Raw genomic sequence first — 25,639 nt, 5'->3', positions numbered from 1 at the left:
AGGCGGCATGGCATCGTTAATTGAGGTTCGTGATTTACTGGCGCTGCAGGGAAGAATGGAAGCCACCCAGCTCAGCCAGATGCTGCGCACGCCGCAGGCGATGATCGAGGCGATGCTGGAGCGTCTGGAGGCGATGGGCAAAGCGAAGCGCATCCAGGAGGATGCTGACGGCTGCTTATCCGGCAGCTGTAAAAGCTGTCCTGAAGGAAAAGCCTGCCTCAGGGAGTGGTGGGCGCTGCGTTAATCGTCAGTAAAGCCGGGCAAGTCTGCCCGGCTTTATCTCATTATTTGTAGACGTCTGCGGTCGCGCGGATGTCTTTCTGATCTTTGTTAGCGCTGGTAACGACATAGTACTTACCGCCCAGCTCATCAGCTTTCTTGGAAAGCTCTTTTCTCGCATCCATTGGCGCGGTGGTATCAGATGTAGAAATATCGCCAACCTTCGTCAAATTCATCTCTTTCACTTTATCTTTCTGGATCTCTTCTGCCGCCATCACGCCAAAAGAGAGTGAACCAATAACCAGAGAAGCAACAATACCTGTAACAAGTTTCATAGCCATGACTCCCAAAGAGGATTGTAGTTTTGATTATCGAAGGCGGGATACCCGCAACGATATATTGAGTATTGTTGCGGTACGTCACTTTTTCCAGCGGGAATGAAAAATAATCAGCCTAAACGCTGACTTAAGGCAATCAACGCCGCGCAAAACTCGGCGGGGTGAGAGATAAAGGGCGCATGCGCTGCTTTGGCGATGATCAAAGCTTCGCTCTGCGGCCATTGCTCATCCAGCAGCGGCACGATCTTGCGCGGTACCAGCCCGTCGAGATAACCATAAATACGCAGATGCGGCAGCGTCAGGGACGCCAGCGGCTCCCGCAGATCGGCCGTTTTCAGGATCTCCAGCCCGCCATTCAGCACTTCTACCTCCGGCATCGGTAATGACAGCACCGTAGTCTTCAGCGTCCGGGCGTCCTGCCGCGCGGTTTCCGTCCCCATGGTCTGCAGAGCGAGGAAGCGCTCCACCGTACGCTGGAAATCGTTGCTTAACTGCTGCTGAAAACCGGCCAGCACCTCGGGTTTGATCCCCGGCCACTCCCCCTGGGCGCTAAAACAGGGGGAGGAGGCGACGGTCACCAGGGCCTGCACCCGTTCGGGATGGGTCAGGGCAATCTGGCTCGCTACCAGCCCGCCCAGACTCCAGCCCAGCCAGATCGCCTTATCCGGCGCCTGAGCCAGCACCTGTTCCGCCATATCGGCCAGCGGCATCGCACCAAAATCGCGGCTGCGGCCAAAGCCCGGCAGATCCACCAGGTGCAGCGTGAACTGCGAGGCCAGTTCCTCGCTGATGCAACGCCATACTTCGGCATTCAGTCCCCATCCGTGCAGCAGCACAAGATGACAATTTCCTGTCCCAACGGTCTGCCACCAAAGCGTGTTCATCGATTACTGTTCTCTTTTTTCACAAGGAGGTTATCTATGCTAACAGTGCCTGGCTCGTGCTGGCTATGCCGGATGCCGCTTGCACTCAGCCACTGGGGGGTCTGTTCCGTGTGCGAAAAGGGGATTATGCCCCGCGAGGGTATGTGTCCGCAGTGCGGCTTACCGGCCATTCATCCTCACCTGCCCTGCGGCCGCTGTCTGCGCAGACCGCCGCCGTGGCAGGCGCTGGTGGCGGTCTGCGACTATACCCCGCCGGTGAGCCAGCTGGTGCATCAGCTGAAGTTTTCCCGCCGCAGTCAGCTGGCAAAACCGCTGGCCAGACTGTTGCTGCTGGCGCTGCTGCGGGCCAGGCGCAGCCGTGGGTTGCCGAACGTTGATATGCTGGTCTGCGTGCCGCTGTGGTCCCGGCGTCACTGGCGCCGCGGGTTTAACCAGAGCGACCTGCTCTGTCGCCCGCTGGCCCGCTGGCTGAACTGCCGCTATGTTCCGGAGGCTATTCGCCGGATCCGCGCCACTCCGGCGCAGCATCAGCTCAGCGCCAGATTGCGGAAACGTAACCTGCAGCACGCTTTTACGCTTGAATTACCGGTCGCCGGGCGCCATATCGCTGTGGTGGATGATGTCGTGACAACAGGCGCTACCGTCGCGGAACTCTCCCGCCTGCTTTTGCGAAGCGGCGCGGCGTCGGTTCAGGTATGGTGTCTGTGTCGAACCTTGTAGCGCCCTCAGGTTGGGCGTATTATACCCAGGTATTTTAGTCAACTATTAGGCCAATGCTATGATCCGTATTTCCGATGCTGCACAAGCGCACTTTGCCAAACTGCTGGCAAATCAGGAAGAAGGGACCCAGATCCGCGTGTTCGTGATCAACCCAGGCACCCCGAATGCAGAATGCGGCGTCTCTTATTGCCCACCGGATGCTGTGGAAGCAACTGACACTGCCCTGAAATTTGAGCAACTCACTGCCTATGTCGATGAGCTGAGCTCCCCGTATCTGGAAGATGCGGAAATTGATTTTGTGACCGACCAACTGGGTTCTCAGTTAACCCTGAAAGCGCCAAACGCCAAAATGCGCAAAGTAACCGACGATGCCCCACTGATGGAGCGCGTTGAGTACCTGCTGCAGTCCCAGATCAACCCGCAGCTCGCGGGCCACGGTGGTCGTGTCTCCCTGATGGAGATCACCGAAGACGGTCTGGCGATTCTGCAGTTCGGCGGCGGCTGTAACGGCTGTTCCATGGTCGACGTTACCCTGAAAGAGGGGATCGAGAAGCAGCTGCTGAACGAGTTCCCGGAGCTGAAAGGCGTGCGCGATCTTACCGAACACCAGCGCGGCGAACACTCCTACTACTGATTGCCCGTCTGTTTGCCCGGTGACGCGTAGCGATCCGGGCCTCTCCCGCGTTTCCCCCTCCCTCATAACATGACCTGCGTCTCAGAATTCACATTTTGCCCGCCAGGGTCATTCTCAACCTGACCATGTTACCCGTATCATTCTCGCGGGCACTTAAACACCTTTACGCCGACCGACTAAGCTTAATGATTTAGAAGGCAGCCTGTCTTTGTGCCATAAGTACGCCGTTCCCAGTTGGGGCAACATTACTATGTCGTTGAAATAATGACGTTACCCATAACAATATTTAAGGCCAGATAATCATGCCATTAGTCATCGTCGCTATCGGTGTCGTCCTGTTACTGCTCCTGATGATCCGTTTCAAAATGAACGGCTTCATTGCCCTTGTCCTGGTGGCACTTGCTGTCGGCCTGATGCAGGGTATGCCGCTGGTAAAAGTTATCAGCTCGATTAAAGCCGGCGTGGGCGGTACCCTCGGTAGCCTCGCGCTGATCATGGGCTTCGGCGCTATGCTGGGCAAACTGCTGGCCGACTGCGGTGGCGCACAGCGCATCGCAACCACGCTGATTGCTAAATTCGGTAAGCAGCACATCCAGTGGGCCGTGGTATTAACCGGTTTCACCGTCGGTTTTGCGCTGTTCTACGAAGTGGGCTTCGTCCTGATGCTGCCGCTGGTGTTCACCATCGCCGCCTCTGCCAGCATTCCGCTGCTGTATGTGGGTGTACCGATGGCCGCGGCGCTGTCCGTGACTCACGGCTTCCTGCCGCCGCACCCGGGCCCGACCGCTATCGCTACCATCTTCCATGCGGACATGGGTAAAACCCTGCTGTTCGGTACTATCCTGGCGATCCCGACCGTCATTCTGGCCGGTCCGGTGTTTGCCCGCACCCTCAAAGGCATCGACAAGCCGATCCCGGAAGGTCTGTACAGCGCGAAGACCTTCACTGAAGCAGAAATGCCAAGCTTTGCCGTCAGCGTCTGGACCTCTCTGGTGCCGGTGGTACTGATGGCCCTGCGTGCGGTCTGCGAAATGGTGCTGCCGAAAGGCCATCCGGTTCTCGGCGTGGCTGAGTTCCTCGGTGACCCGGTCATGGCAACGCTGATTGCGGTCCTGATTGCGCTGTTCACCTTCGGTCTGAACCGTGGCCGCTCCATGGATCAGATCAACGACACCCTGAGCTCCTCGATCAAAATCATCGCCATGATGCTGCTGATCATCGGCGGTGGCGGTGCGTTCAAACAGGTTCTGGTTGATAGCGGCGTGGACAAGTACATCGCCTCCATGATGCATGATACCAACATCTCCCCCATCCTGATGGCGTGGTCTATCGCGGCGGTTCTGCGTATTGCTTTGGGTTCGGCCACCGTTGCGGCGATCACCGCGGGCGGTATTGTGGCGCCTCTGATTGCCACCACCGGCGTTAGCCCTGAGCTGATGGTTATCGCGGTGGGTTCCGGTAGCGTGATCTTCTCTCACGTCAACGATCCGGGCTTCTGGTTGTTCAAGGAGTACTTCAACCTGACCATCGGTGAGACCATCAAGTCCTGGTCGATGCTGGAAACCATCATCTCCGTCTGCGGGCTGATCGGCTGTCTGCTGCTGGGTATGGTTGTTTGATGTGACAGTTGCCATCGGGCAATAAAAAACCCGCCATCTGGCGGGTTTTTTTATCACTTCTTCGCAGCCGCTTTTCGCCGCTTATCCAAATCCTTAATCAGCTTATTTACCCCGTCATCGGCAAACATCGCCTCAAGAGAAGTTGAAAGCTTGCGACGCCAGTTCTTGTACTGATAGCTGGTCCCCGGGATGTTCACCGGCTCCGCCATATCAATCCAGTCTTCCGGCTGTAGCCCCAGCAGGGCGCTGTTGCTGTCGGCAATGTAGCGCTGCAACCCGCGGTTAAGCGTCGGGGTCATCGACATCAATGACGCCTTGTGCCCGGTGCGCTTCGGCAGGCAACCGTGCTCGTGCAGTGCATCCAGCAGCCCCTGCTTGGACAGCTCGCGATCCTGATACAGCCCGCGCAGCATCACTTCGTCAGGGTAGAGCCCCAGCGTTTTGCCCAGGGTAAGGTCGCCGCTGTCCCACCAGCCACGAAGCGTAGGAAGGTCATGCGTCGTCGCGACTGCCATTGATTGTTCTGGATACGCCTCCGGCGCGCGGAAGTTCTTCTCAAGGTCGTTTTCAAAATAGAGCACTTTATAAGAGTAAACGCCGCTGTCACGCAGCTTGCTGACGATTTCAACCGGTACGGTGCCGAGATCTTCTCCGATCACCATGCAGTTATGGCGCTTACTCTCCAGCGCAAGGATGGAGAGCAGATCGTCTACCGGATAGTGAACGTAAGCCCCATGGTCGGCGGTTTCACCGTACGGGATCCACCACAAACGCAGGACCGACATCACGTGATCGATACGCAGCGCACCGCAGTTCTGCATGTTGGCACGCAGCAGCTCGATAAAGGGCTCATAGGCGCGGGCGGCGATGACGTGCGGGTCCATCGGCGGCAGGCCCCAGTTCTGACCCAGCGGGCCAAGGATATCCGGCGGCGCCCCGACGGACGCTTTCAGGCAGTAGAGTTCGCGGTCGCACCAGGTCTCCGCCCCGCCCTCGGCCACGCCGACCGCCAGGTCACGGTACAGGCCAATCGGCATGTCGTAGCCCTGACTCTCCTGCCAGCAGGCAGCAAACTGGCTGTACGCCAGCCACTGCAGCCAGAGGTAGAAATCGACCTCGTCGGTATGCGCTTCGCAAAACGCTTTTACCGCCGGGGAGTCAACGGACTGGTACTGCTCAGGCCACACCGGCCAGCCCCAGCGCATTTCGTCCTCTTTCACCTGATACGCATGCAGCGCATCAAACGCCGCCTGCCAGTACAGGCTCTCCCCTTCCCGGGCCACAAACGCCCGGAAGGCCGCCATCTGCTCGTCGTCACGCTGAGCAAAGCCTTTCCACGCCATGCGCAGCGCGGCCATCTTCAGCGCGGTGACGGACGCATAATCGACCCACTCGGCGTCGCGGGCGCGTTGCAGCGCCTGCCGGGTAGTGTCCATCTTCCACCAGGCCTGCGCCTCATCGCTGTTACGGAAATCCTCCACGGCGTTCACGTCGATATAAATCACGTTCAGCCAGCGGCGGGATGACGGGCTGTACGGGCTGGCGCTCTCCGGGTTCGCCGGATAGAGGGCATGAATCGGGTTGAGGCCGATAAAGGCCCCGCCGCGTTTGCCGATATCGGTCAGCATCTTCTGCAGATCGCCGAAGTCGCCAATGCCCCAGTTCGCCTCCGAGCGCAGGGTGTAGAGCTGCACGCAGGCACCCCACAGCTTCTTGCCCTCTTTCAGCGCCTGCGGCTCGTAGCAGCGTTTTGGCGCGACGATCACCCGGCAGTGCCAGCGATGGGCATCCTGGGTCAGCGTCAGAGTGTGATAACCCTCCGGCAGTTTTGCCGGCAGGTTGAGATTTTTGCCGCTCGTGGCGTGGCCTTTGTGCTGATGCCCCTCTTCGGTGGTCAGCAGCCAGCTAAAGTCGCCGCTGCCTTCAATCATCAGCGGCATCTTTTTGCCCGCGGTATAGACCATCACGTTCGGGACAGCGGTAACCGCCGCTTTCGCGACGGGTTTGGCTTTGTGCATGGCATCCAGCAAACGCCTCTTGGTCTCAGCACCAATAGACTGCGGTTTACCATGAGCATTGATATAGCTGGGGCTGATCCCCGCCGCCAGGGCGGCATTATCGAGACGTTTACTTTCCATCGCGCTTCCTTAGCGTTTTGCCTGCCAGATACGGGCCTGGTAGTCGCGGATTGAGCGGTCAGAACTGAACATGCCGCAGCGCGCGGTATTCAGAATGCACGCCCGGGTCCAGGCTTCCCGATCGCGATACAGGACGTCGACCTGTTTCTGGGCCTCAACGTAGCCCGCAAAATCGGCCATCAGCAGGTACGGGTCGCCGCCCTGTTTGCCGATGCTGTGCAGCATCTGGTCAAACGCGTGCTTGTCGCCGTCGCTGTATTTGCCGCTCTCCAGCTCCTTCAGTACCGCATCCAGCAGCTTGTCTTTTTTACGCCATTTCACCGGGTCGTAACCTTTGGCTTTAATGGCTTTCACCTCTTCCACAGTATGGCCGAAGATAAAGATGTTCTCGTCGCCCACCTGCTCGGCAATCTCAACGTTAGCACCGTCCAGCGTCCCGACGGTCAACGCACCGTTCAGGGCCAGCTTCATGTTGCCGGTGCCGGAGGCCTCTTTACCCGCGGTAGAAATCTGCTCAGAGACATCCGCCGCCGGGATCAGCAGCTCCGCCGCCGAGACACAGTAATCCGGCAGGAAGACCACTTTCAGCTTGTCGCCTACTTGCGGATCGTTGTTTACCGCGTCGGCCACTTTATTAATGGCGAAGATGATGTTTTTTGCCAGGTAATATCCTGGTGCCGCTTTCGCACCGAACAGGAACACGCGCGGTACGCGGTCGGCCTGCGGGTTCTCGCGGATCTCTTTGTACAGCGCCAGAATGTGCAGCAGATTCAGGTGCTGACGTTTGTACTCGTGCAGACGTTTAATCTGGATATCAAAAATCGCGTTCGGGTTGATCTCAATCCCGGTACGGGTTTTGACGAAGGCTGCCAGACGCACCTTATTGTCCAGCTTGATGGTGCGGTAGGTCTCGCGGAACGCCGCATCGTCGGCAACCTTTTCCAGGTTGATCAGCTGGTCGAGATCGTTGGCCCACTCTTTGTCCAGCGTCTTATCCAGCAGCTCAGCAAGCTGAGGGTTGCACTGTTTGATCCAGCGACGCGGCGTGATGCCGTTGGTGACGTTGTGGAACTTGTTTGGCCACAGCTGGTGATATTCCGGGAACAGATCCTTCACCACCAGGTCGGAGTGCAGCGCGGCCACGCCGTTCACCGCGAAGCCGCTGACCACGCACAGGTTGGCCATGCGAACCTGCTTGTCGAATACCACCGCCAGCTTCGCCCAGACGGCTTTATCCCCCGGCCAGGTTTTATCCACCAGTTTCTTAAAGCGGTTGTTGATCTCGTTGATCAGCTGCATATGGCGCGGCAGCAGGGTTTTAATCAGCTTCTCGTCCCAGCACTCCAGCGCCTCTGGCATCAGGGTGTGGTTGGTGTAGGCGAAGGTCTTGCTGGTGATCGCCCAAGCGTCGTCCCAGCTCATCTGATGCTCGTCGATCAGCACGCGCAGCAGCTCCGGGATGGCGATGGTCGGGTGGGTGTCGTTCAGCTGGATCACTTCGTAATCCGCCAGCTCAGACAGCTTGCGGCCCGCCAGGTGGTGGCGACGCAGAATATCGGCCACGGAACAGGCGCACTGGAAGTACTGCTGCATCAGGCGCAGCTTTTTGCCCGCCAGATGGTTGTCGTTCGGGTAGAGCACTTTGGTCAGCTTGTCGGCATCAATGCCCTGCTGCTCGGCGCGCAGGAAATCGCCGTCGTTGAATCTGGTCAGGTTGAACGGGTGAGCATGTGTCGCCTGCCACAGGCGCAGCGGCTGTGCCACGCCATTACGGTAGCCCAGCACCGGCAGATCCCAGGCCTGGCCGGTAATGGTAAAGCCCGGCTCCCACTGGCCCGCTTTCGTCACTTTACCGCCGATGCCAACCTGCACGTCCAGCGCTTCGTTGTGGCGGAACCACGGGTAGCTGCCGCGATGCCAGTCGTCCGGGGCTTCCATCTGCTGGCCGCCAGCAAAGGACTGGCGGAACAGGCCGTACTGATAGTTCAGACCGTAGCCGGTGGCCGGCTGGCCCACGGTTGCCATCGAGTCGAGGAAGCAGGCCGCCAGACGACCCAGCCCACCGTTGCCCAGCGCTGGATCGATCTCCTCTTCCAGCAGGTCGGTCAGGTGGATGTTATGGGTGTTCAGCACCTCGCTGACCTCCTGATACCAGCCGAGGTTCAGCAGGTTGTTGCCGGTCAGACGGCCAATCAGGAACTCCATGGAGATATAGTTAACGTGGCGCTGGCCTTGCACGGGCTTCACCGCGGGTTGGGCGCTCAGCAGCTCGGCGAGCGCTCCGCTGACGGCCTGCCACCACTGGCGGGAGGTCATGTCTTCGGCGGCGTGCAAACCAAAACGCTGCCACTGACGCGTCAGGGCAGCCTGGAATTGAGCTTTGTTGAAAGTAGGCTGTGACATAGGGAATCTGCATCCTGTAGAGAGAAAATAAGGCGTTGGTGCTAGTGTGCCTGGCTCATCAGGGCTCTTCCTCCTCCTGCCGGGGATTAGACAGGGAGGAGTAGCAGGGATGAGCGATAAACTGTGATCGCGACCACTTTCTGCAGCGGGAGTGTAGGGCATTCACCGGGAGATTTCCCGGAAGGGGTTCAAAAAAATGAAATGCGGTTTCGCCTGGAATATATACGCGCGGAAATAATTACTTACCCGAAGTAATAACACTCAGAATTTACTCTATCCCGGAATGTTATTTTACGCGCGCAACCATCCCGCGCCTTAATTAACTTTTCACCGCCTTTATGCTTCTCTGTTCCTTTTTATGCTTAACCTCCTGGAAACGCGTCATCCCAGTATCCATGCGCTTTCGAGGCCCATCGGAAAAGTTCCCTTACCCCTGCATATATTTTTGTGACCCAGTGCAAATTAAGGGACATAAAACCCCGACATAACTTGCAATAAAAGTCTTTCTGACCGACCTTATAAGGATTAATTACGAAGCGCAAAAAAAATCAAAAATCTCGATTTCCACACAGTGAAGTGAAACCTATGTTGATTCCGTCCAAATTAAGTCGCCCGGTTCGTCTTGACCATACTGTGGTCCGCGAACGCCTGCTGGCGAAACTTTCCGGCGCGAACAATTTTCGACTGGCGCTGGTAACGAGCCCTGCAGGCTACGGTAAAACCACGCTCATTTCACAGTGGGCTTCCGGCAAGACCGATCTCGGCTGGTACTCCCTCGACGAGGGCGATAACCAGCAGGAGCGTTTTGCCAGCTATCTGATCGCCGCCATTCAGCAGGCGACCAACGGACACTGTGTGACCAGCGAAGTAATGGTGCAAAAGCGCCAGTACGCCAGCCTCTCTTCCCTGTTTTCGCAACTGTTTATCGAGCTGGCCGAATGGCATCGCCCGCTCTATCTGGTGATTGATGACTACCACCTGATCACCAACCCGGTTATCCACGAGTCGATGCGCTTTTTCCTGCGCCACCAGCCGGAAAACCTGACCCTGGTGATCCTGTCGCGCAACCTGCCGCAGCTGGGCATTGCCAACCTGCGGGTGCGCGATCAGCTGCTGGAAGTGGGCAGCCAACAGCTCTCCTTTACCCATCAGGAGGCAAAGCAGTTCTTTGACTGCCGCCTGAAATCCCCTATCGAGGTGGCTGAGAGCAGCCGCCTATGCGACGACGTGGCAGGCTGGGCGACCGCCCTGCAGCTGATTGCCCTGTCGGCCCGGCATAACAACAACTCGACGCAGCAATCTGCCCGTCGCCTGTCGGGGATCAATGCCAGCCATCTCTCCGATTATCTGGTGGATGAGGTGCTCGACAGCGTTGATCAATCCACCCGTCAGTTCCTGCTGAAAAGCTCCCTGCTGCGCTCGATGAACGATGCGCTGATCGTGCGCGTCACCGGGGAAGATAACGGCCAGATGCGTCTGGAAGAGATCGAGCGTCAGGGGTTGTTCCTGCAGCGCATGGACGACTCCGGCGAATGGTTCAGCTACCACCCGCTGTTTGGCAGCTTCCTGCGCCAGCGCTGTCAGTGGGAGCTGGCCACCGAATTACCGGAAATCCACCGCGCCGCCGCGGAGAGCTGGATGGCGCAGGGCTTCCCGAGCGAGGCCATTCACCACGCTCTGGCAGCGGGCGATGCCCATATGCTGCGCGATATTCTGCTCAATCACGCCTGGAGCCTGTTTAACCACAGCGAGCTGGCCCTGCTGGAGGAGTCATTAAAAGCCCTGCCGTGGGAGAGCCTGCTGGAGAACCCGCGTCTGGTGCTGCTGCAGGCCTGGCTGATGCAGAGCCAGCACCGCTACAGCGAAGTGAATACCCTGCTGGCCCGCGCCGAGCAGGAGATGAAAGGCGAGATGGATGCCGCCCTGCACGGCGAATTCAACGCCCTGCGCGCGCAGGTGGCCATCAACGACGGCAACCCGGAAGAGGCTCAGCGCCTGGCCCTGGGTGCGCTGGAGGCGCTGCCGCTGGCGAACTTCTACAGCCGTATCGTCGCCACCTCGGTGCATGGCGAAGTGCTGCACTGTAAGGGCGACCTTACCCGCTCCCTGTCGCTGATGCAGCAGACGGAACAGATGGCGCGCCGCCATGACGTCTGGCATTACGCCCTCTGGAGCCTGATCCAGCAGAGCGAAATTTTGTTTGCCCAGGGATTCCTGCAGGCCGCCTGGGAGACCCAGGAGAAAGCCTTCACCCTGATCCGCGATCAGCACCTGGAACAGCTGCCGATGCACGAGTTCCTGCTGCGCATTCGCGCTCAGTTGCTGTGGGCATGGGCCCGACTGGACGAAGCGGAAACCACCGCCCGTCATGGGGTGAACGTGCTCTCCACCTATCAGCCGCAGCAGCAGCTGCAGTGTCTGGGCCTGCTGGTGCAGTGCTCGCTGGCACGCGGCGATCTGGACAACGCCCGTAACCACCTTAACCGTCTGGAGAACCTGCTCGGCAACGGTCAGTATCACAGCGACTGGGTATCCAATGCCGATAAGGTACGGGTGATTTACTGGCAGATGACCGGCGACAAAAAATCGGCGGCCAACTGGCTGCGCCAGACGCCGAAGCCGGAGTTTGCCAATAACCACTTCCTGCAGAGCCAGTGGCGCAACATTGCCCGGGCGCAGATCCTGTTAGGCGAATTTGAACCGGCCGAGATGGTGCTGGAAGAGTTAAATGAAAATGCCCGCAGCCTGCGTCTGATGAGCGATGTGAACCGCAACCTGCTGCTGCATAACCAGCTTTACTGGCAGTCCGGTCGCAAAAATGACGCCCAGCGCGTGCTGCTGGAAGCGCTGCAGCTGGCGAACCGCACCGGCTTTATCAGCCACTTTGTGATTGAAGGCGAGACCATGGCGCAGCAGCTGCGCCAGTTGATTCAGCTCAACACCCTGCCGGAGCTGGACCAGCATCGCGCCCAGCGCATCCTGCGGGAGATTAACCAGCATCACCGCCACAAGTTTGCCCATTTCGATGAGACCTTCGTGGAGCGTCTGCTGACCCATCCGGAAGTGCCGGAACTGATCCGCACCAGCCCGCTGACCCAGCGTGAGTGGCAGGTGCTGGGGCTGATCTACTCAGGTTACAGCAACGAGCAGATTGCCGGTGAGCTGGCCGTGGCGGCCACCACCATCAAAACGCATATCCGCAATCTGTATCAGAAGCTGGGCGTCGCCCACCGTCAGGATGCGGTGCTGCATGCGCAACAGCTGTTGAAGATGATGGGGTACGGGGTGTAATTCATTGCCCGGCGGCGCTGCGCTTGCACGGGCCTACGGTTTTGTTGCCATTCATTGCCCGGCGGCGCTACGCTTGCCGGGCCTACGGTTTTGTAGGTCGGGTAAGCGCAGCGCCACCCGACATGAATTCAGCACAATTCTAACTGCAAGTTATTATCTTTAATGACTTTCAACACACCCGCTGGCGGCATCACGTCGGTATAGACCGCGTTCACCATGCTGATGCTGCCCATATTGACCATCGCGTTACGGCCAAACTTCGAGTGATCCACCACCAGCATCACGTGGCGCGAGTTCTCAATGATCGCCCGCTTGGTGCGCACTTCATGATAGTCAAACTCCAGCAGTGAACCGTCGGTATCGATGCCGCTGATGCCGAGAATGCCGAAGTCGAGGCGGAACTGGGAGATAAAGTCGAGGGTCGCTTCGCCAATAATGCCGCCGTCACGGCTGCGCAGCTCGCCGCCTGCCAGGATGATGCGAAAATCCTCTTTCTGCATCAGGGTGGTGGCCACGTTAAGGTTGTTGGTGACAACCCGCAGGTTCTCATGGTTCAGCAGGGCATGGGCCACCGCTTCCGGCGTGGTGCCGATGTCGATAAACAGCGTCGCGCCGTTCGGGATCTGGCTCGCCACCTTGCGGGCAATGCGCTCCTTCTCAGAGGTCTGCGTCGCCTTGCGATCGTGCCAGGGGGTATTCACCGAGCTGGACGGCAGCGCCGCGCCGCCGTGGTGGCGCAGAATGCGGTTCTGGTCGGCCAGATCGTTGAGGTCCCGACGGATGGTCTGCGGGCTGACGGCAAACTGCTCCACCAGCTCTTCGGTGCTGACGTATCCCTGCTTTTTCACCAGATCAATAATGGCGTCATGACGTTGTGTTTGTTTCATCAGAGTTCCCTGCCAGAATTATGTTCGTTTTCGCGCATGTAGCGTATCGGCAAACGCCATCGCCAGCCCGACCGCCAGTCCGGCCACGTGGGCACCGTTGGCAATCGCCATTCCGAACAGATCAAACCATCCGGCAATAATCCAGATTAACGCAAAGGCCATTAACCCGCGCTGCAGGTAAATCCCACTCTGCGGATCGCGCTCGCCGCGCAGCCAGACATAGCCCATCAGGGCGTAGACCACGCCGGAGAGGCCGCCAAACCACGGGCCGCCAAATTTATGCTGGATAAAGCCGCTGAGCAACGCGCTAATAAGGGTGAGGACGATGAGCTTGCCGCTGCCGAGCCGTTTCTCCACCGCCCCGCCGAGATACCACCACCACAGCAGGTTAAAGAGGATATGCATAATCGAGAAGTGCATCAGCGCGTGGGTGAAGTAGCGCCAGAATTCGAACTCAACGGAGGCGTCATACGGCCAGGCCAGCATCAGCATCATCTGCTGATCGCCCACCACACTCATCAGAATGAAGACCAGGATACAGGCCACCATTAACACCAGGGTGAACGGACCCGCGCGTTCGCGCAGGGTGGCCAGGAAAGGAAAGCGCTGGTAATGCAGTCCGCTGCCGGTATGGCCGGACTGCCAGCTTGCCGCCAGATAGCGCGCATCACCGGGGTTTTCCAGAAAACGCGCCAGCTCGGCGTTAACCCGTGAAGCCTGGCTTTCATCCGCCAGCCAGACGTCGGTCTGGTTATGTTGTTGAATGGTGAGGATAACACCCTGCGTCGCCATGTAGTCGACAAACGCCTGGGCGACGCGCGGGTTGGTAAAAGAGGTAATCATCAGCATCGGCGACAGTCGCTTATTCCACACAAAAGGGGACAGTATATATCCTAAATGCCGGCGTGCTCGACTTCTGCCGGGAAATGACGGTGCCAGGCATCGAACCCACCGTCCACGCTGTAGACCGCTTCAAAGCCCTGCTGGAGCAGGTATTGCGCCGCGCCTTTGCTGCTGTTGCCGTGATAGCACATCACCATCACCGGGGTCTCGAAGTCGTTATCGCGCATAAATTCACTCAGGGAGGCGTTGGTCAGGTGAAACGCGCCCGGCGTATGGCCCATCGTAAAACTTTGCGGATCGCGGATATCCACCAGCACTGCCAGTCCCTGGTGCATCTTCTGATGGGCTTCTTCTACGTTAATACATTCAAATTGTTCCATAGTGCTCTCTGTTGTTTATTCAGGTGCAGTGCGGCCTGATGCCCTCACTATATTATCGGCTAGTGTACGTCCTGGCGGCGGGTAAACGCCATTATGTTAGCTGTATCACTCAAAATTGTTTTTTTGATGTTACTAAAATCCATTTCCTTTGCTAATATGAGCGATATCGAACATTTTTGAGCTTTAACGAAAGTGCGTGAGGATACAATGGAAACCAAAGATCTGATTGTTATCGGTGGCGGAATTAACGGGGCGGGCATTGCGGCGGACGCTGCCGGCCGCGGCTTATCTGTCCTGATGCTGGAAGCGCAGGATCTCGCCTGCGCCACCTCCTCCGCCAGCTCTAAGCTGATCCACGGTGGCCTGCGTTATCTGGAGCATTACGAGTTCCGCCTGGTCAGTGAAGCGCTGGCCGAGCGTGAAGTGCTGTTGAAAATGGCTCCCCATATCGCTACCCCGATGCGTTTTCGTCTGCCGCACCGCCCGCATCTGCGTCCGGCCTGGATGATCCGCATCGGTCTGTTTATGTACGATCACCTGGGTAAACGCACCAGCCTGCCCGCCTCTGCCGGTGTGCGTTTTGGCGCAGACTCGGTGCTGAAGCCTGAGATCGTGCGCGGATTCGAATATTCCGACTGCTGGGTAGACGATGCCCGCCTGGTGCTCGCTAACGCGCAAATGGTTGAACGCAAAGGCGGTGAGGTGAAAACCCGCACCCGCGCGGTCTCCGCGCGTCGCGAAAACGGGCTGTGGATCGTCGAGGCCGAAGATATTGATACCGGCGAGCGTTTCAGCTGGCAGGCGCGTGGTCTGGTGAACGCCACCGGCCCGTGGGTGAAGCAGTTCTTTGACCAGGGGATGCAGCTCCCGTCGCCGTATGGCATTCGCCTGATCAAAGGCAGCCATATTGTGGTGCCGCGGGTGCATACCCAGAAGCAGGCCTATATCCTGCAAAACGAAGATAAGCGCATCGTGTTTGTGATCCCGTGGATGGATGAGTTCTCTATCATCGGCACCACCGACGTGGAGTACAAAGGCGATCCGAAAAATGTCGAGATCGACGAGAACGAAATCAGCTATCTGCTGAAGGTCTATAACGCCCACTTTAAGAAAACGCTGGGGCGTGACGATGTGGTCTGGAGTTACTCCGGGGTGCGTCCGCTGTGCGATGACGAGTCCGACTCACCGCAGGCCATCACCCGTGATTACACCCTTGATATTCACGATGACCACGGCAAGGCGCCGCTGCTGTCGGTGTTTGGCGGCAAGCTGACCACCTATCGTAAGCTGGCTGAGCATGCGATGGAAAAACTGGCTCCGTTCTATCAGGGGATCGGCCCGGCGTGGACCAAAGGCGCAGTGCTGCCCGGCGGTGATATCGGCGGCAACCGCGATGACTACGCGGCGAAATTGCGCCGTCGCTATCCGTTTATCAGCGAAGCCATGGCCCGGCACTTTGCCCGCACCTACGGTAGCAACAGTGAGCTGATCCTGCGTGACGCGAAGGATCTCAGCGATCTGGGGGAGCATTTCGGTCACGAGTTCTACGAGGCGGAGTTGCGCTATTTAGTCGACCACGAGTGGGTACGCCGCGCGGACGATGCGCTGTGGCGTCGTACTAAGCAGGGAATGTGGCTGAATGCGGAGCAGGAGTCCCGCGTGGCGCTGTGGCTGGCCCAGCTTGCGGGAAAGCGTGAGCTGTCGCTGGCATCGTGAAAAAAGCCGGGTGGCGGAGGTAAAAGCAAAACGGTAACGCATGTTACCGTTTTTTGTGTTTGCACCCTCTCCCCGTGGGAGAGGGTTGGGGTGAGGGCATCAGACCGCACCGATCCTTTTACAACCGCACCGGATCAATATGCCAGATGGTGTCGGCATACTCTTTGATGGTTCTGTCTGACGAGAAGTAACCCATGTTGGCGATGTTGTGCATCGCTTTGGTGGTCCACTCTTCCGGCTTGCGATACAGCTCATCAACCCTGTCCTGACAGTCCACATAGCTGCGGTAGTCCGCCAGCACCTGGTAGTGGTCCCCGAAGTTAATCAGCGAATCCACCAGGTCGCGATAGCGGCCAGGCTCATCCGGATTGAACAGGCCGGTGCCGATCTGGGTCAGCACCTGACGCAGCTCTTCATCCTGCTCGTAATAATCCCGTGGCGAGTAGCCTTTGGCACGCAGCGCTTCAACCTCTTCCGTGGTGTTACCGAAGATGAAGATATTCTCTTCGCCCACATGCTCCAGCATCTCGACATTCGCGCCATCCAGCGTGCCGATGGTCAGCGCGCCGTTAAGGGCAAATTTCATGTTACTGGTGCCGGAGGCTTCAGTGCCCGCGGTGGAGATCTGCTCGGAGAGATCGGCAGCCGGGATGATCAGCTGGGCCAGACTTACGCTGTAGTTCGGGATAAAGACGACCTTCAGCTTGTCACCAATCTGCGGATCGTTGTTGATCACCTTCGCCACGTCGTTGATCAGGTGAATGATGTGCTTCGCCATGTAGTACGCCGAGGCGGCTTTACCGGCGAAGATGTTCACGCGCGGCACCCAGTCGGCATCAGGATCGGCCTTGATGCGGTTGTAGCGGGTGATCACGTGCAGCACGTTCATCAGCTGACGTTTGTACTCATGGATACGTTTGATCTGCACGTCGAACAGCGCTTTCGGGTTGGCCACCACGTTCAGGTGCAGCGCCATCCACACCGCCAGCCGCTTTTTGTTCAGCAGCTTGGCATCACGTACCGCTTTATTTACCGTCGGGAAGTCAGAGTGCTGTTCAAGCTCGCTCAGCTGGCTTAAATCGGTACGCCAGTTGCGGCCGATATTCTCGTCCAGCACCTCAGAGAGCGGCTGGTTCGCCAGCGCCAGCCAGCGACGTGGCGTCACGCCGTTGGTCACGTTGCAGAAGCGCATCGGGAAGATTTTGGCGAAGTCGGCAAACAGCGACTGCACCATCAGGTTGGAGTGCAGCTCCGACACGCCGTTGACCTTGTGGCTGATCACCACCGCCAGCCACGCCATGCGTACCCGGCGGCCGTTGGACTCTTCAATGATGGAGGTGCGGCTCAGCAGACCGGTGTCGTGCGGATATTGCTCCTGCAACGTTTTCAGGAAGAAGTCGTTAATTTCAAAGATGATCTGCAGGTGGCGCGGCAGGATTTTGCCGAGCATGTCCACCGGCCAGGTTTCCAGCGCTTCGCTCATCAAGGTGTGGTTGGTGTAAGAGAAGACCTGGCAGGTCACCTCGAACGCCTCGTCCCAGCTGAATTTGTGCTCGTCGATCAGCACGCGCATCAGTTCCGGGATCGACAGCACCGGGTGGGTGTCGTTGAGGTGGATCGCGGTTTTTTCCGCGAGGTTGGCGTAGGTTTTGTGCAGCTGGTAGTGGCGGCTCAGGATATCCTGGATAGTCGCCGAGACCAGGAAGTACTCCTGACGCAGACGCAGCTCACGCCCGGAATAGGTCGAGTCATCCGGGTACAGCACGCGGGAGACGTTCTCGGAGTGGTTTTTGTCTTCCACCGCCGCGAAGTAGTCGCCCTGGTTGAATTTACCGAGGTTAATCGCGCTACTGGCCTGGGCATTCCACAGACGCAGCGTGTTGGTCGCGTCGGTGTCGTAGCCGGGGATAATCTGGTCGTAGGCCACGGCGAGGATCTCTTCGGTTTCGACCCAGCGGATTTTTTTACCTTCCTGCTGGATACGGCCACCGAAGCGGACCTTATAGCGGGTGTTGTGGCGCTTGAACTCCCACGGGTTACCGTACTCGAGCCAGTAGTCCGGGGACTCTTTCTGCCGTCCATCGACGATGTTCTGTTTGAACATGCCGTAATCGTAGCGAATACCGTAGCCACGTCCCGGCAGGGCGAGGGTCGCCAGCGAATCGAGGAAGCAGGCCGCCAGGCGACCAAGACCGCCGTTACCTAAGCCGGGGTCGTTCTCTTCGTCAATCAGCTCTTCTAAATCCAGCCCCATCTCTTCCAGCGCGGTTTTGACGTCGTCATAGATACCGAGCGACAACAGGGCATTGGAGAGGGTACGGCCAATCAAAAACTCCATCGACAGATAGTAAACCTGACGGGTCTCCTGTGAGAGCTGGGCGCGGTTAGAGCGCAGCCAGCGCTCAACCAGCCGGTCGCGTACCGCAAACAGGGTGGCGTTGAGCCATTCGTGTTTGTTGGCAATCACCGGATCTTTGCCGATGGTGAACATCAGCTTGTAAGCGATCGAGTGCTTTAACGCCTCAATGCTCACCGTGGGAGACGCATAGGAAAAAGGTGCATTCATATCTCTGATTCCAGCATTGTTACATCAAGCGTTGATAAAGATCGCGGTAGGACTGCGCCGCAACTTGCCAGCTAAAATCCATGGCCATCGCCTGGCGCTGAACAAAACGCCACAAAGAAGGACGAGACCACAATACAAAGGCACGACGAATCGCGCGTAACAGCGACCAGGCATTACTGTCCTCAAAGACAAATCCGCTGGCGATTCCGTCTGCCAGGTTCTCCAGCGAGGTGTCGGATACGGTATCCGCCAGCCCGCCAGTACGCCGCACCAGCGGCAGCGTGCCGTACTTCAGGCCATACAGCTGGGTTAAGCCGCAGGGCTCAAAACGACTCGGCACCAGGATAACGTCGGCACCCGCCATGATGCGGTGCGAGAAGGCTTCGTGATAGCCAATCTGCACCCCAACCTGGCCCGGATGCTCGGCGGCCGCCGCGAGGAAGCCCTCCTGCAATACCGGATCGCCCGCGCCCAGCAGCGCCAGCTGCCCGCCCTGCTCCAGCAGGCCCGGCAGCGCCTCCAGCACCAGATCCAGCCCTTTCTGGCTGGTCAGACGGCTCACCACCGCAAACAGCGGCACCTTGTCGTTGACCTTCAGCCCCATGGCGACCTGCAGCTGACGTTTGTTCTCGGCCTTATCTTCCACGGAATCACGGTTGTAGCGTGCGCCCAGCAGCAGATCGGTCTCCGGACTCCAGATTTTTTCATCCACGCCGTTGAGAATGCCCGACAGGCGCCCTTCCCGTTGACGTTGCGCGAGCAGCCCCTCCATGCCGTAGCCAAACTGCGGCTCGGTGATCTCCCGCGCGTAGGTCGGGCTGACGGCGGTAATGTGATCCGCGTAATACAGCCCGGCTTTCAGGAACGAAATCTGCCCGTTGAACTCCAGCCCATGAATATTAAAGAACGACCATGGCAGTTCGATGTCATCCATATGTTTGGCTAAATAGAGCCCCTGATAGGCCAGGTTGTGCACGGTAAAGACCGATTTTGCCGGATGGCCACGCGCCGCCAGGTACGCGGGTGCGAGCCCGGCGTGCCAGTCGTGGGCATGCACTATATCCGGGCGCCAGAACGGATCCAGCCCGGAGGCCATCTCCGCCCCGACCCAGCCGAGCAGCGCGAAACGCAGCACGTTATCGGTATAGGCAAATAAGTTGGTGTCGTGGTACGGGCTCCCTGGGCGGTCATACAGATGCGGTGCGTCAATCAGGTAGATGCCCACGCCATTGTAGTGACCAAACAGTAATGTGATGCGCCCGGCAAAGGTATCGCGGCGGCTGACAATCTGGGCGTCAGGGATGCCGCGACGAATATCGGGAAAAGCGGGTAACAGCACGCGAGTATCGACCCCACCGGCAATTTGCGCCGCCGGTAGCGCACCAATCACATCCGCTAACCCGCCGGTTTTCAGCAACGGGAACATCTCAGAACAAACGTGTAAAACCTGCATCATCGCTCCTGTTTGATCTGCAGTTTACGCAGCATTTCACGCGTAACCAGCACGATGCCTTCTTCTGAGCGGTAGAAACGGCGCGCGTCCTCTTCCGCATTTTCTCCAATTACCATGCCTTCCGGAATGATGCAGGCACGGTCGATAACGCAACGACGCAGGCGGCACGAGCGGCCAACCCAGACGTCGGGTAACAATACTGACGAATCAATATTGCAGAAGGAGTTCACCCGCACGCGCGGGAACAGCACCGACTGCACCACCACCGAGCCCGAGATAATGCACCCGCCGGAGACCAGCGAGTTCAGCGTCATGCCGTGGCTGCCCGAGCGGTCCTGGACAAATTTTGCTGGCGGCAGCGATTCCATATGGGTACGGATCGGCCAGTTATGGTCGTACATATCCAGTTCAGGGGTTACCGACGCCAGATCGAGGTTCGCTTTCCAGTACGCCTCCAGGGTGCCAACATCGCGCCAGTAAGGTTCTGAATTTGGATCGGACTGCACGCAGGACAATGGGAACGGGTGTGCATAGGCCATGCCAGATTTGGTGATTTTCGGGATGATATCTTTGCCGAAGTCGTGGCTGGATTTTTCATCCTTGTCGTCTTCTTCCAGCAGCTGGTAAAGGTAATCTGCATCAAAGACATAGATACCCATACTGGCCAGCGCTTTGGTGTCATCCCCTGGCATTGATGGCGGGTTCGCCGGTTTTTCAACGAACTCGATCACTTTGTCGTTTTCGTCTACCGCCATTACGCCAAAGGCCGTCGCTTCAGCAACGGGCACTGGCATACAGGCCACGGTGCAGCGCGCCCCTTTTTCGACGTGGTCGATGAGCATGCGCGAGTAGTCCTGCTTGTAGATGTGGTCCCCGGCGAGGATCACCACGTACTCGGCGTCGTAGCGACGAATGATATCGAGGTTTTGCGTCACCGCATCGGCAGTGCCGCGGTACCAGTTTTCACCGTGAACGCGCTGTTGGGCAGGTAACAGGTCGACAAACTCGTTCATCTCCTCACTGAAGAACGACCAGCCGCGCTGAATATGCTGCACCAGGGTGTGTGACTGGTACTGGGTGATCACGCCAATACGGCGAATGCCTGAATTCAGGCAGTTTGACAGGGCAAAATCGATAATACGGAATTTACCGCCGAAGTGAACGGCGGGCTTGGCGCGCTTAATGGTTAAATCTTTTAATCGGGTACCGCGGCCGCCAGCCAGAATCAGGGCAACAGATTTTAATGGCAGCTGGCGCGCCAACATTAGAGGGTCGTTCTTATCTAACCTAACCATGATCAACTCCTTTTATTATCATCTCTGGAATACACATACACCGTGCGCAGGCCCATGCCAGGCAGTCATAACGACCGGATTATCCTCTCCGGCAAATGGGGGGATAGCCCGCCACTCCCCTTCGGGTAAAACTATTTCTGCGACCTCATCTGTGGCGTTAAGCGTGATAAGCCAGCTATCCGAAAGCAGGATTTGCAGGCACGGCACGCCGCTTTGCCACTCACGCGCTTCCAACGGTTGCGCCTTTTTATTCAACCAGCGAACATTGCCGTCGCCCTCTTCCCACCACTGATTCAGGGTGAGCGCCGGGATCTGCTGACGCAGATGGATCAGCGCAGCGGTAAAGTCGGCTAATCCACTGTTGGCCTGTTGCCAGTCCAGCCAGGTTAACGGGTTATCCTGGCAATAAGCATTGTTGTTGCCGTGCTGGCTGTGGCCATGTTCATCGCCTGCCAGCAACATCGGCGTTCCTTGCGACAAAAGCAGCGTGGTGAGCAGCGCGTGCACGCTGGCGCGGCGTCGCTCAATCACATTCAGATTGCCACTTAATCCTTCTATACCATGGTTAAAACTGTGGTTATTGAAGGTACCGTCACGATTTTCTTCGCCATTGGCTTCATTGTGTTTCTGATTGAAACAAACGCAGTCACGCAGGGTGAACCCATCGTGTGCGGTGACCAGGTTGATCGACGCGGAGGGCAGTCGCCCGTTGCGCCTGAACAGATCGCTGGAAGCGGCGAAACGCCCGGCAAACTGACCGAGTGACAGATCCCGCGCCAGCCAGAAGCGGCGCACGGCATCACGATAGTGGTCGTTCCACTCGGCAAACAGCGGCGGGAAATTCCCCACCTGATAGCCGCCAGGGCCGATATCCCAGGGCTCTGCAATCAGCTTCACGCCCGACAGCAGCGGGCAGTTCTTAATCGCCTCAAACAGCGGCGCCTGCTGGCTGTATTCCGGTGTGCGCCCCATCACTGACGCCAGGTCAAAACGAAAGCCGTCGATATGGAACGTCTCCACCCAGTACTTCAGGCATTCATACGCATATTGCGTCACCGCCGGATGGCTGAGGTTGAGCGTGTTACCGCAGCCGGTCCAGTTGTGGTAATCACCATCTTCCCTTAACCAATAATAGCTAGGGTTATCAATTCCGCGCAGGGAGAACGTCGGGCCTTCCAGATCCAGTTCCGCGCTGTGGTTCAGCACGATATCCAGAATGACCTCAATACCCGCTTCGTGCAGCGCCTTCACCGCATCACGAAACTCATCCCGCGCCTGCTCGGGATGCGAGGCGTAGCGCGGATCGAGGGCAAACATGGCCATCGGGTTGTAGCCCCAGTAATTGCTCAGACCGAGGCGCTGCAAACGCGGCTCGGAGGCGAAATGGGCTACCGGTAATAATTCCAGGGCGGTGATCCCGAGATGCTTAAAATAGGCAATCATCACCGGATGACCGAGCGCCCGGTAGGTGCCGCGGATCTCCTCCGGAATGCCGGGGTGCAGATACGTCAGCCCCTTAACGTGGGCCTCATAGATAACCGTCCTGCCCCAGGGAATATTGGGGGCAGCGTCCTCTTCCCAGTCATAACGGTCGTCGCAGACCACCACGCTTTTGGGCGCCACCGCGGCACTGTCCCGGTGATCGGGAGTATGTTTGCCGGCATGCAGCAGGACGTCATCGTCCAGCGTGCCCTCGACCTGATACGCGCAGGGGTCGAGCAGCAGTTTGGCCGGGTTAAAGAACAGCCCTTTTGCCGGATCCCACTGCCCATGAACCCGGAAGCCATACCGCGTGCCGGGTCTGGCATGTTCAAGGTAGCCATGCCAGATATCGCCACTGCGGGCCACCAGATCGTAGCGGTGTTCAATGCCTTTGCCGTCAAACACGCAGAGTTCAACCCGATCCGCATGGGCGGAAAAGAGGGTGAAGTTCACCCCTTTGCCGTCATAGCGTGCGCCGAGCGGGGCCGGGTTACCTGCAGCGAGCTGCGTCATTCCCCCTCCCGCACCAGCCAGATGGTGGAGAGCGGCGGCAGAGTGAGGCTCAGGGACTGTGGTCGACCATGGCTCTCCTGCTCATCACTCTGCACCAGCCCGCCATTGCCCGCGTTGCTGCCGTGGTAATGCATGGAGTCGGTATTCAGCACTTCACGCCATTTGCCTGGCTGATTGATGCCGAAACGGTAGTGATGACGCGTGACCGGGGTGAAGTTACTGGCGACGATGATTTCGTTGCCCGCCTTGTCACGACGGACAAAGATCAGCACCGAGCGCTCGTTGTCGTCCACCACCAGCCACTCGAAGCCGTAGTCGTCAAAGTCCAGCTCGTGCAGGGCCTTGTGGTGGCGATAGGTATGGTTAAGGTCGCGGACCAGGCGTTGCACGCCGTGGTGCCAGTTATCGCCCCCTTCCAGCAGGTTCCAGTCGAGGCTGGTGTCGTGGTTCCACTCGCGGCCCTGGGCGAACTCGTTGCCCATAAACAGCAGTTTTTTGCCTGGGAAGGCGAACATCCAGCCGTAGTAGGCACGCAGGTTGGCAAACTTCTGCCAGGCGTCGCCCGGCATGCGGTCGAGAATCGATTTTTTGCCGTGGACCACTTCGTCGTGGGAGAGCGGCAGAACAAAGTTTTCGGTGCTGTTGTAGAGCATCCCGAAGGTCAGTTTGTTGTGATGGAACTGGCGATGGACCGGATCCAGCTTCATGTAATCCAGGGTGTCGTGCATCCAGCCGAGGTTCCACTTGAACCAGAAGCCGAGGCCGCCCATCGAAGGTGGTCGGGAGACGCCCGGGAAGTCCGTGGACTCTTCCGCCATTGTCACCGCGCCCGGCGTCTGCTCGCCGAGAATGCGGTTGGTATTACGCAGGAACTCAATAGCTTCGAGGTTTTCACGCCCGCCGAATTCGTTCGGGATCCACTCCCCCTCTTTGCGGCTGTAGTCGCGGTAGATCATCGAGGCGACGGCGTCCACGCGCAGGGCATCAATACCGAAACGCTCGATCCAGTAGAGCGCGTTGCCCACCAGATAGTTGGTCACTTCCCGACGGCCATAGTTGTAGATCAGGGTGTTCCAGTCCTGATGATAGCCTTCGCGCGGATCGCTGTGCTCATACAGGTTGGTGCCATCGAACTCCGCCAGACCAAAGTCATCGGACGGGAAGTGGCCCGGCACCCAGTCGAGGATCACATTCAGCCCGGCGGCGTGGGCGGCGTTGATAAAGTAACGGAAGTCATCCCGGGTGCCGAAGCGGCGGGTCGGGGCATACATGCCGGTCGGCTGATAGCCCCAGCTGCCGTCAAACGGGTGTTCGTTAATTGGCAGCAGCTCCAGATGGGTAAAGCCCATCCATTTCACATACGGGATCAGCTGGTCGGCCAGCTCCCGGTAGCTGAGCCAGAAGTTGTTATCGGTATGACGACGCCAGGAGCCAAGATGGACTTCATAAATGGAGATCGGCATATCGAACTGGTTGGCCCGGATGCGCTCTTCGCTCTGGGCAACCTTCTCCGGCAGACCACAAATGAGTGATGCGGTTTCCGGGCGCATCTGCGCTTCGAAGGCATAGGGGTCAGCTTTGATCCGCAGCTTGCCGTGGGCATCGATCAGCTCGTATTTGTACAGCTGGCCGTTTTGCGCTCCGGGGATAAACAGCTCCCAGATGCCGGTCTCGCCACGCAGGCGCATCGGGTGGCGACGGCCATCCCAGTAGTTGAACTGCCCCACTACAGAGACACGGCGGGCATTCGGTGCCCAGACGGTAAAGCGGGTGCCGGTCACGCCGTCCATGGTATCGGCGTGGGCACCGAGCGTCTCATAAGGACGCAGGTGCGTCCCTTCCGACAGCAGCCAGGCATCCATATCCTGCAACAGCGGACCGAAGCGATAGGGATCGTCGATCAGGTTTTGCTGGCCATGCCAGATGACGGCGAGCTGATAACGGAAGACATTTTTACGGCGGGCCATCACGCCAGCGAAGAAGCCGCGTGAATCAATACATTCGAGTTTACCGACCTTGCGACCGGTTTTGGGTTCGATGACCCACACTTCCGTCGCGTCAGGTAGCAGTGCCCGGACTTCCAGTCCAGCGTCAGTGCGGTGCATGCCAAGTACAGAAAATGGATCCGCAAAGTGACCCGCAATAAGCGCATTAATCACGTCTCTATCAATACGAACGGACATGGTATTCATCCTGTTTTTCTAGTTGCCGCCCCTCTCGCGCACCGGGTACGACCTTAATGTGACCTGAACGGAACA

General features: G+C 58.2%; 18 protein-coding genes. 6 read left to right on the top strand and 12 right to left on the bottom strand.

Annotated features, from left to right (window positions below):
• Nucleotides 1-7: 7 nt before the first annotated feature.
• The gene (gene feoC / locus LG383_RS20640) at nucleotides 8-244 is read left to right on the top strand and encodes a [Fe-S]-dependent transcriptional repressor FeoC (protein ID WP_106995217.1); all 237 of its coding nucleotides are present in this window, start codon (nucleotides 8-10) and stop codon (nucleotides 242-244) included.
• Nucleotides 245-284: 40 nt separating this feature from the next.
• Here the strand turns inward: feoC and LG383_RS20635 are convergent, their stop codons facing one another.
• Both LG383_RS20635 and bioH read right to left on the bottom strand, forming a co-directional pair.
• Complete coding sequence (locus tag LG383_RS20635) at nucleotides 285-554, bottom strand: YdgH/BhsA/McbA-like domain containing protein (RefSeq protein ID WP_106995218.1); 270 nt, start codon at nucleotides 552-554, stop codon at nucleotides 285-287.
• Nucleotides 555-667: 113 nt separating this feature from the next.
• On the bottom strand, nucleotides 668-1,441 hold the full coding sequence (bioH, locus tag LG383_RS20630; RefSeq protein ID WP_225760060.1) for a pimeloyl-ACP methyl ester esterase BioH: 774 nt from the start codon (nucleotides 1,439-1,441) through the stop codon (nucleotides 668-670).
• Between the two features lie 36 nt (nucleotides 1,442-1,477).
• Here bioH and gntX point away from each other — a divergent pair, with 36 nt between their 5' ends.
• From gntX to gntT, 3 genes are all read left to right on the top strand, one after another.
• Nucleotides 1,478-2,161, top strand: a complete 684-nt coding sequence (gntX, locus tag LG383_RS20625; RefSeq protein WP_106995220.1) for a DNA utilization protein GntX — start codon at nucleotides 1,478-1,480, stop codon at nucleotides 2,159-2,161.
• A gap of 58 nt (nucleotides 2,162-2,219) precedes the next feature.
• Complete coding sequence (gene nfuA / locus LG383_RS20620; protein ID WP_039031502.1) at nucleotides 2,220-2,795, top strand: Fe-S biogenesis protein NfuA; 576 nt, start codon at nucleotides 2,220-2,222, stop codon at nucleotides 2,793-2,795.
• A gap of 302 nt (nucleotides 2,796-3,097) precedes the next feature.
• A complete protein-coding gene (gene gntT, locus LG383_RS20615; RefSeq protein ID WP_166184421.1) occupies nucleotides 3,098-4,414 on the top strand; it encodes a gluconate transporter in 1,317 nt (438 codons plus the stop codon).
• Nucleotides 4,415-4,467: 53 nt separating this feature from the next.
• Here gntT and malQ read toward each other — a convergent pair whose 3' ends face one another.
• A complete protein-coding gene (malQ, locus tag LG383_RS20610; RefSeq protein ID WP_225760059.1) occupies nucleotides 4,468-6,552 on the bottom strand; it encodes a 4-alpha-glucanotransferase in 2,085 nt (694 codons plus the stop codon).
• Nucleotides 6,553-6,561: 9 nt separating this feature from the next.
• Nucleotides 6,562-8,955: a maltodextrin phosphorylase gene (gene malP / locus LG383_RS20605; protein ID WP_225760058.1), complete on the bottom strand. Its 2,394-nt coding sequence runs from the start codon at nucleotides 8,953-8,955 to the stop codon at nucleotides 6,562-6,564.
• A 585-nt stretch (nucleotides 8,956-9,540) separates the two neighbouring features.
• Here malP and malT point away from each other — a divergent pair.
• Nucleotides 9,541-12,246 carry an HTH-type transcriptional regulator MalT gene (gene malT, locus LG383_RS20600; protein ID WP_225760057.1) on the top strand — a complete coding sequence of 902 codons (2,706 nt, stop codon included), beginning with the start codon at nucleotides 9,541-9,543 and terminating at the stop codon, nucleotides 12,244-12,246.
• A 128-nt stretch (nucleotides 12,247-12,374) separates the two neighbouring features.
• Here malT and LG383_RS20595 read toward each other — a convergent pair whose 3' ends face one another.
• Genes LG383_RS20595 through glpE form a run of 3 tightly spaced genes read right to left on the bottom strand, consistent with a single transcriptional unit; the run spans nucleotide 12,375 to nucleotide 14,356 of the window.
• On the bottom strand, nucleotides 12,375-13,133 hold the full coding sequence (locus LG383_RS20595; RefSeq protein WP_106995225.1) for a DeoR/GlpR family transcriptional regulator: 759 nt from the start codon (nucleotides 13,131-13,133) through the stop codon (nucleotides 12,375-12,377).
• A gap of 18 nt (nucleotides 13,134-13,151) precedes the next feature.
• Entirely contained in the window at nucleotides 13,152-13,982 is an 831-nt protein-coding gene (gene glpG, locus LG383_RS20590; RefSeq protein ID WP_225760056.1) for a rhomboid family intramembrane serine protease GlpG, read from the bottom strand.
• Between the two features lie 44 nt (nucleotides 13,983-14,026).
• On the bottom strand, nucleotides 14,027-14,356 hold the full coding sequence (gene glpE / locus LG383_RS20585; protein ID WP_225760055.1) for a thiosulfate sulfurtransferase GlpE: 330 nt from the start codon (nucleotides 14,354-14,356) through the stop codon (nucleotides 14,027-14,029).
• Nucleotides 14,357-14,563: 207 nt separating this feature from the next.
• Between glpE and glpD the strand changes: the two genes are divergently transcribed.
• Nucleotides 14,564-16,072: a glycerol-3-phosphate dehydrogenase gene (gene glpD / locus LG383_RS20580; RefSeq protein WP_225760054.1), complete on the top strand. Its 1,509-nt coding sequence runs from the start codon at nucleotides 14,564-14,566 to the stop codon at nucleotides 16,070-16,072.
• A 118-nt stretch (nucleotides 16,073-16,190) separates the two neighbouring features.
• On the opposite strand, the gene glgP is transcribed toward glpD, so the two are convergent.
• From glgP to glgB, 5 genes are read right to left on the bottom strand one after another with little or no spacing between them, the layout of a single operon-like run.
• Entirely contained in the window at nucleotides 16,191-18,638 is a 2,448-nt protein-coding gene (gene glgP, locus LG383_RS20575; RefSeq protein WP_106995229.1) for a glycogen phosphorylase, read from the bottom strand.
• A 19-nt stretch (nucleotides 18,639-18,657) separates the two neighbouring features.
• Nucleotides 18,658-20,091 carry a glycogen synthase GlgA gene (gene glgA, locus LG383_RS20570; protein ID WP_225760053.1) on the bottom strand — a complete coding sequence of 478 codons (1,434 nt, stop codon included), beginning with the start codon at nucleotides 20,089-20,091 and terminating at the stop codon, nucleotides 18,658-18,660.
• Nucleotides 20,091-21,386 (bottom strand): glucose-1-phosphate adenylyltransferase, encoded by a 1,296-nt coding sequence (glgC, locus tag LG383_RS20565; protein ID WP_106995231.1) that lies wholly within the window; start codon nucleotides 21,384-21,386, stop codon nucleotides 20,091-20,093. Before glgC ends, glgA begins: the two co-directional genes overlap by 1 nt.
• 18 nt (nucleotides 21,387-21,404) lie before the next feature.
• The gene (gene glgX / locus LG383_RS20560) at nucleotides 21,405-23,381 is read right to left on the bottom strand and encodes a glycogen debranching protein GlgX (protein ID WP_225760052.1); all 1,977 of its coding nucleotides are present in this window, start codon (nucleotides 23,379-23,381) and stop codon (nucleotides 21,405-21,407) included.
• On the bottom strand, nucleotides 23,378-25,564 hold the full coding sequence (gene glgB / locus LG383_RS20555; RefSeq protein WP_106995233.1) for a 1,4-alpha-glucan branching enzyme: 2,187 nt from the start codon (nucleotides 25,562-25,564) through the stop codon (nucleotides 23,378-23,380). Before glgB ends, glgX begins: the two co-directional genes overlap by 4 nt.
• Between the last annotated feature and the right edge of the window lie 75 nt (nucleotides 25,565-25,639).

It is taken from the genome of Leclercia sp. Marseille-Q4284, assembly GCF_916618945.1.
Classification (GTDB): Bacteria; Pseudomonadota; Gammaproteobacteria; order Enterobacterales; family Enterobacteriaceae; genus Enterobacter; species Enterobacter tamurae.
Note: the sequence above shows the minus strand (reverse complement) of the source record. Positions and strands in the feature narration are given on the sequence as shown.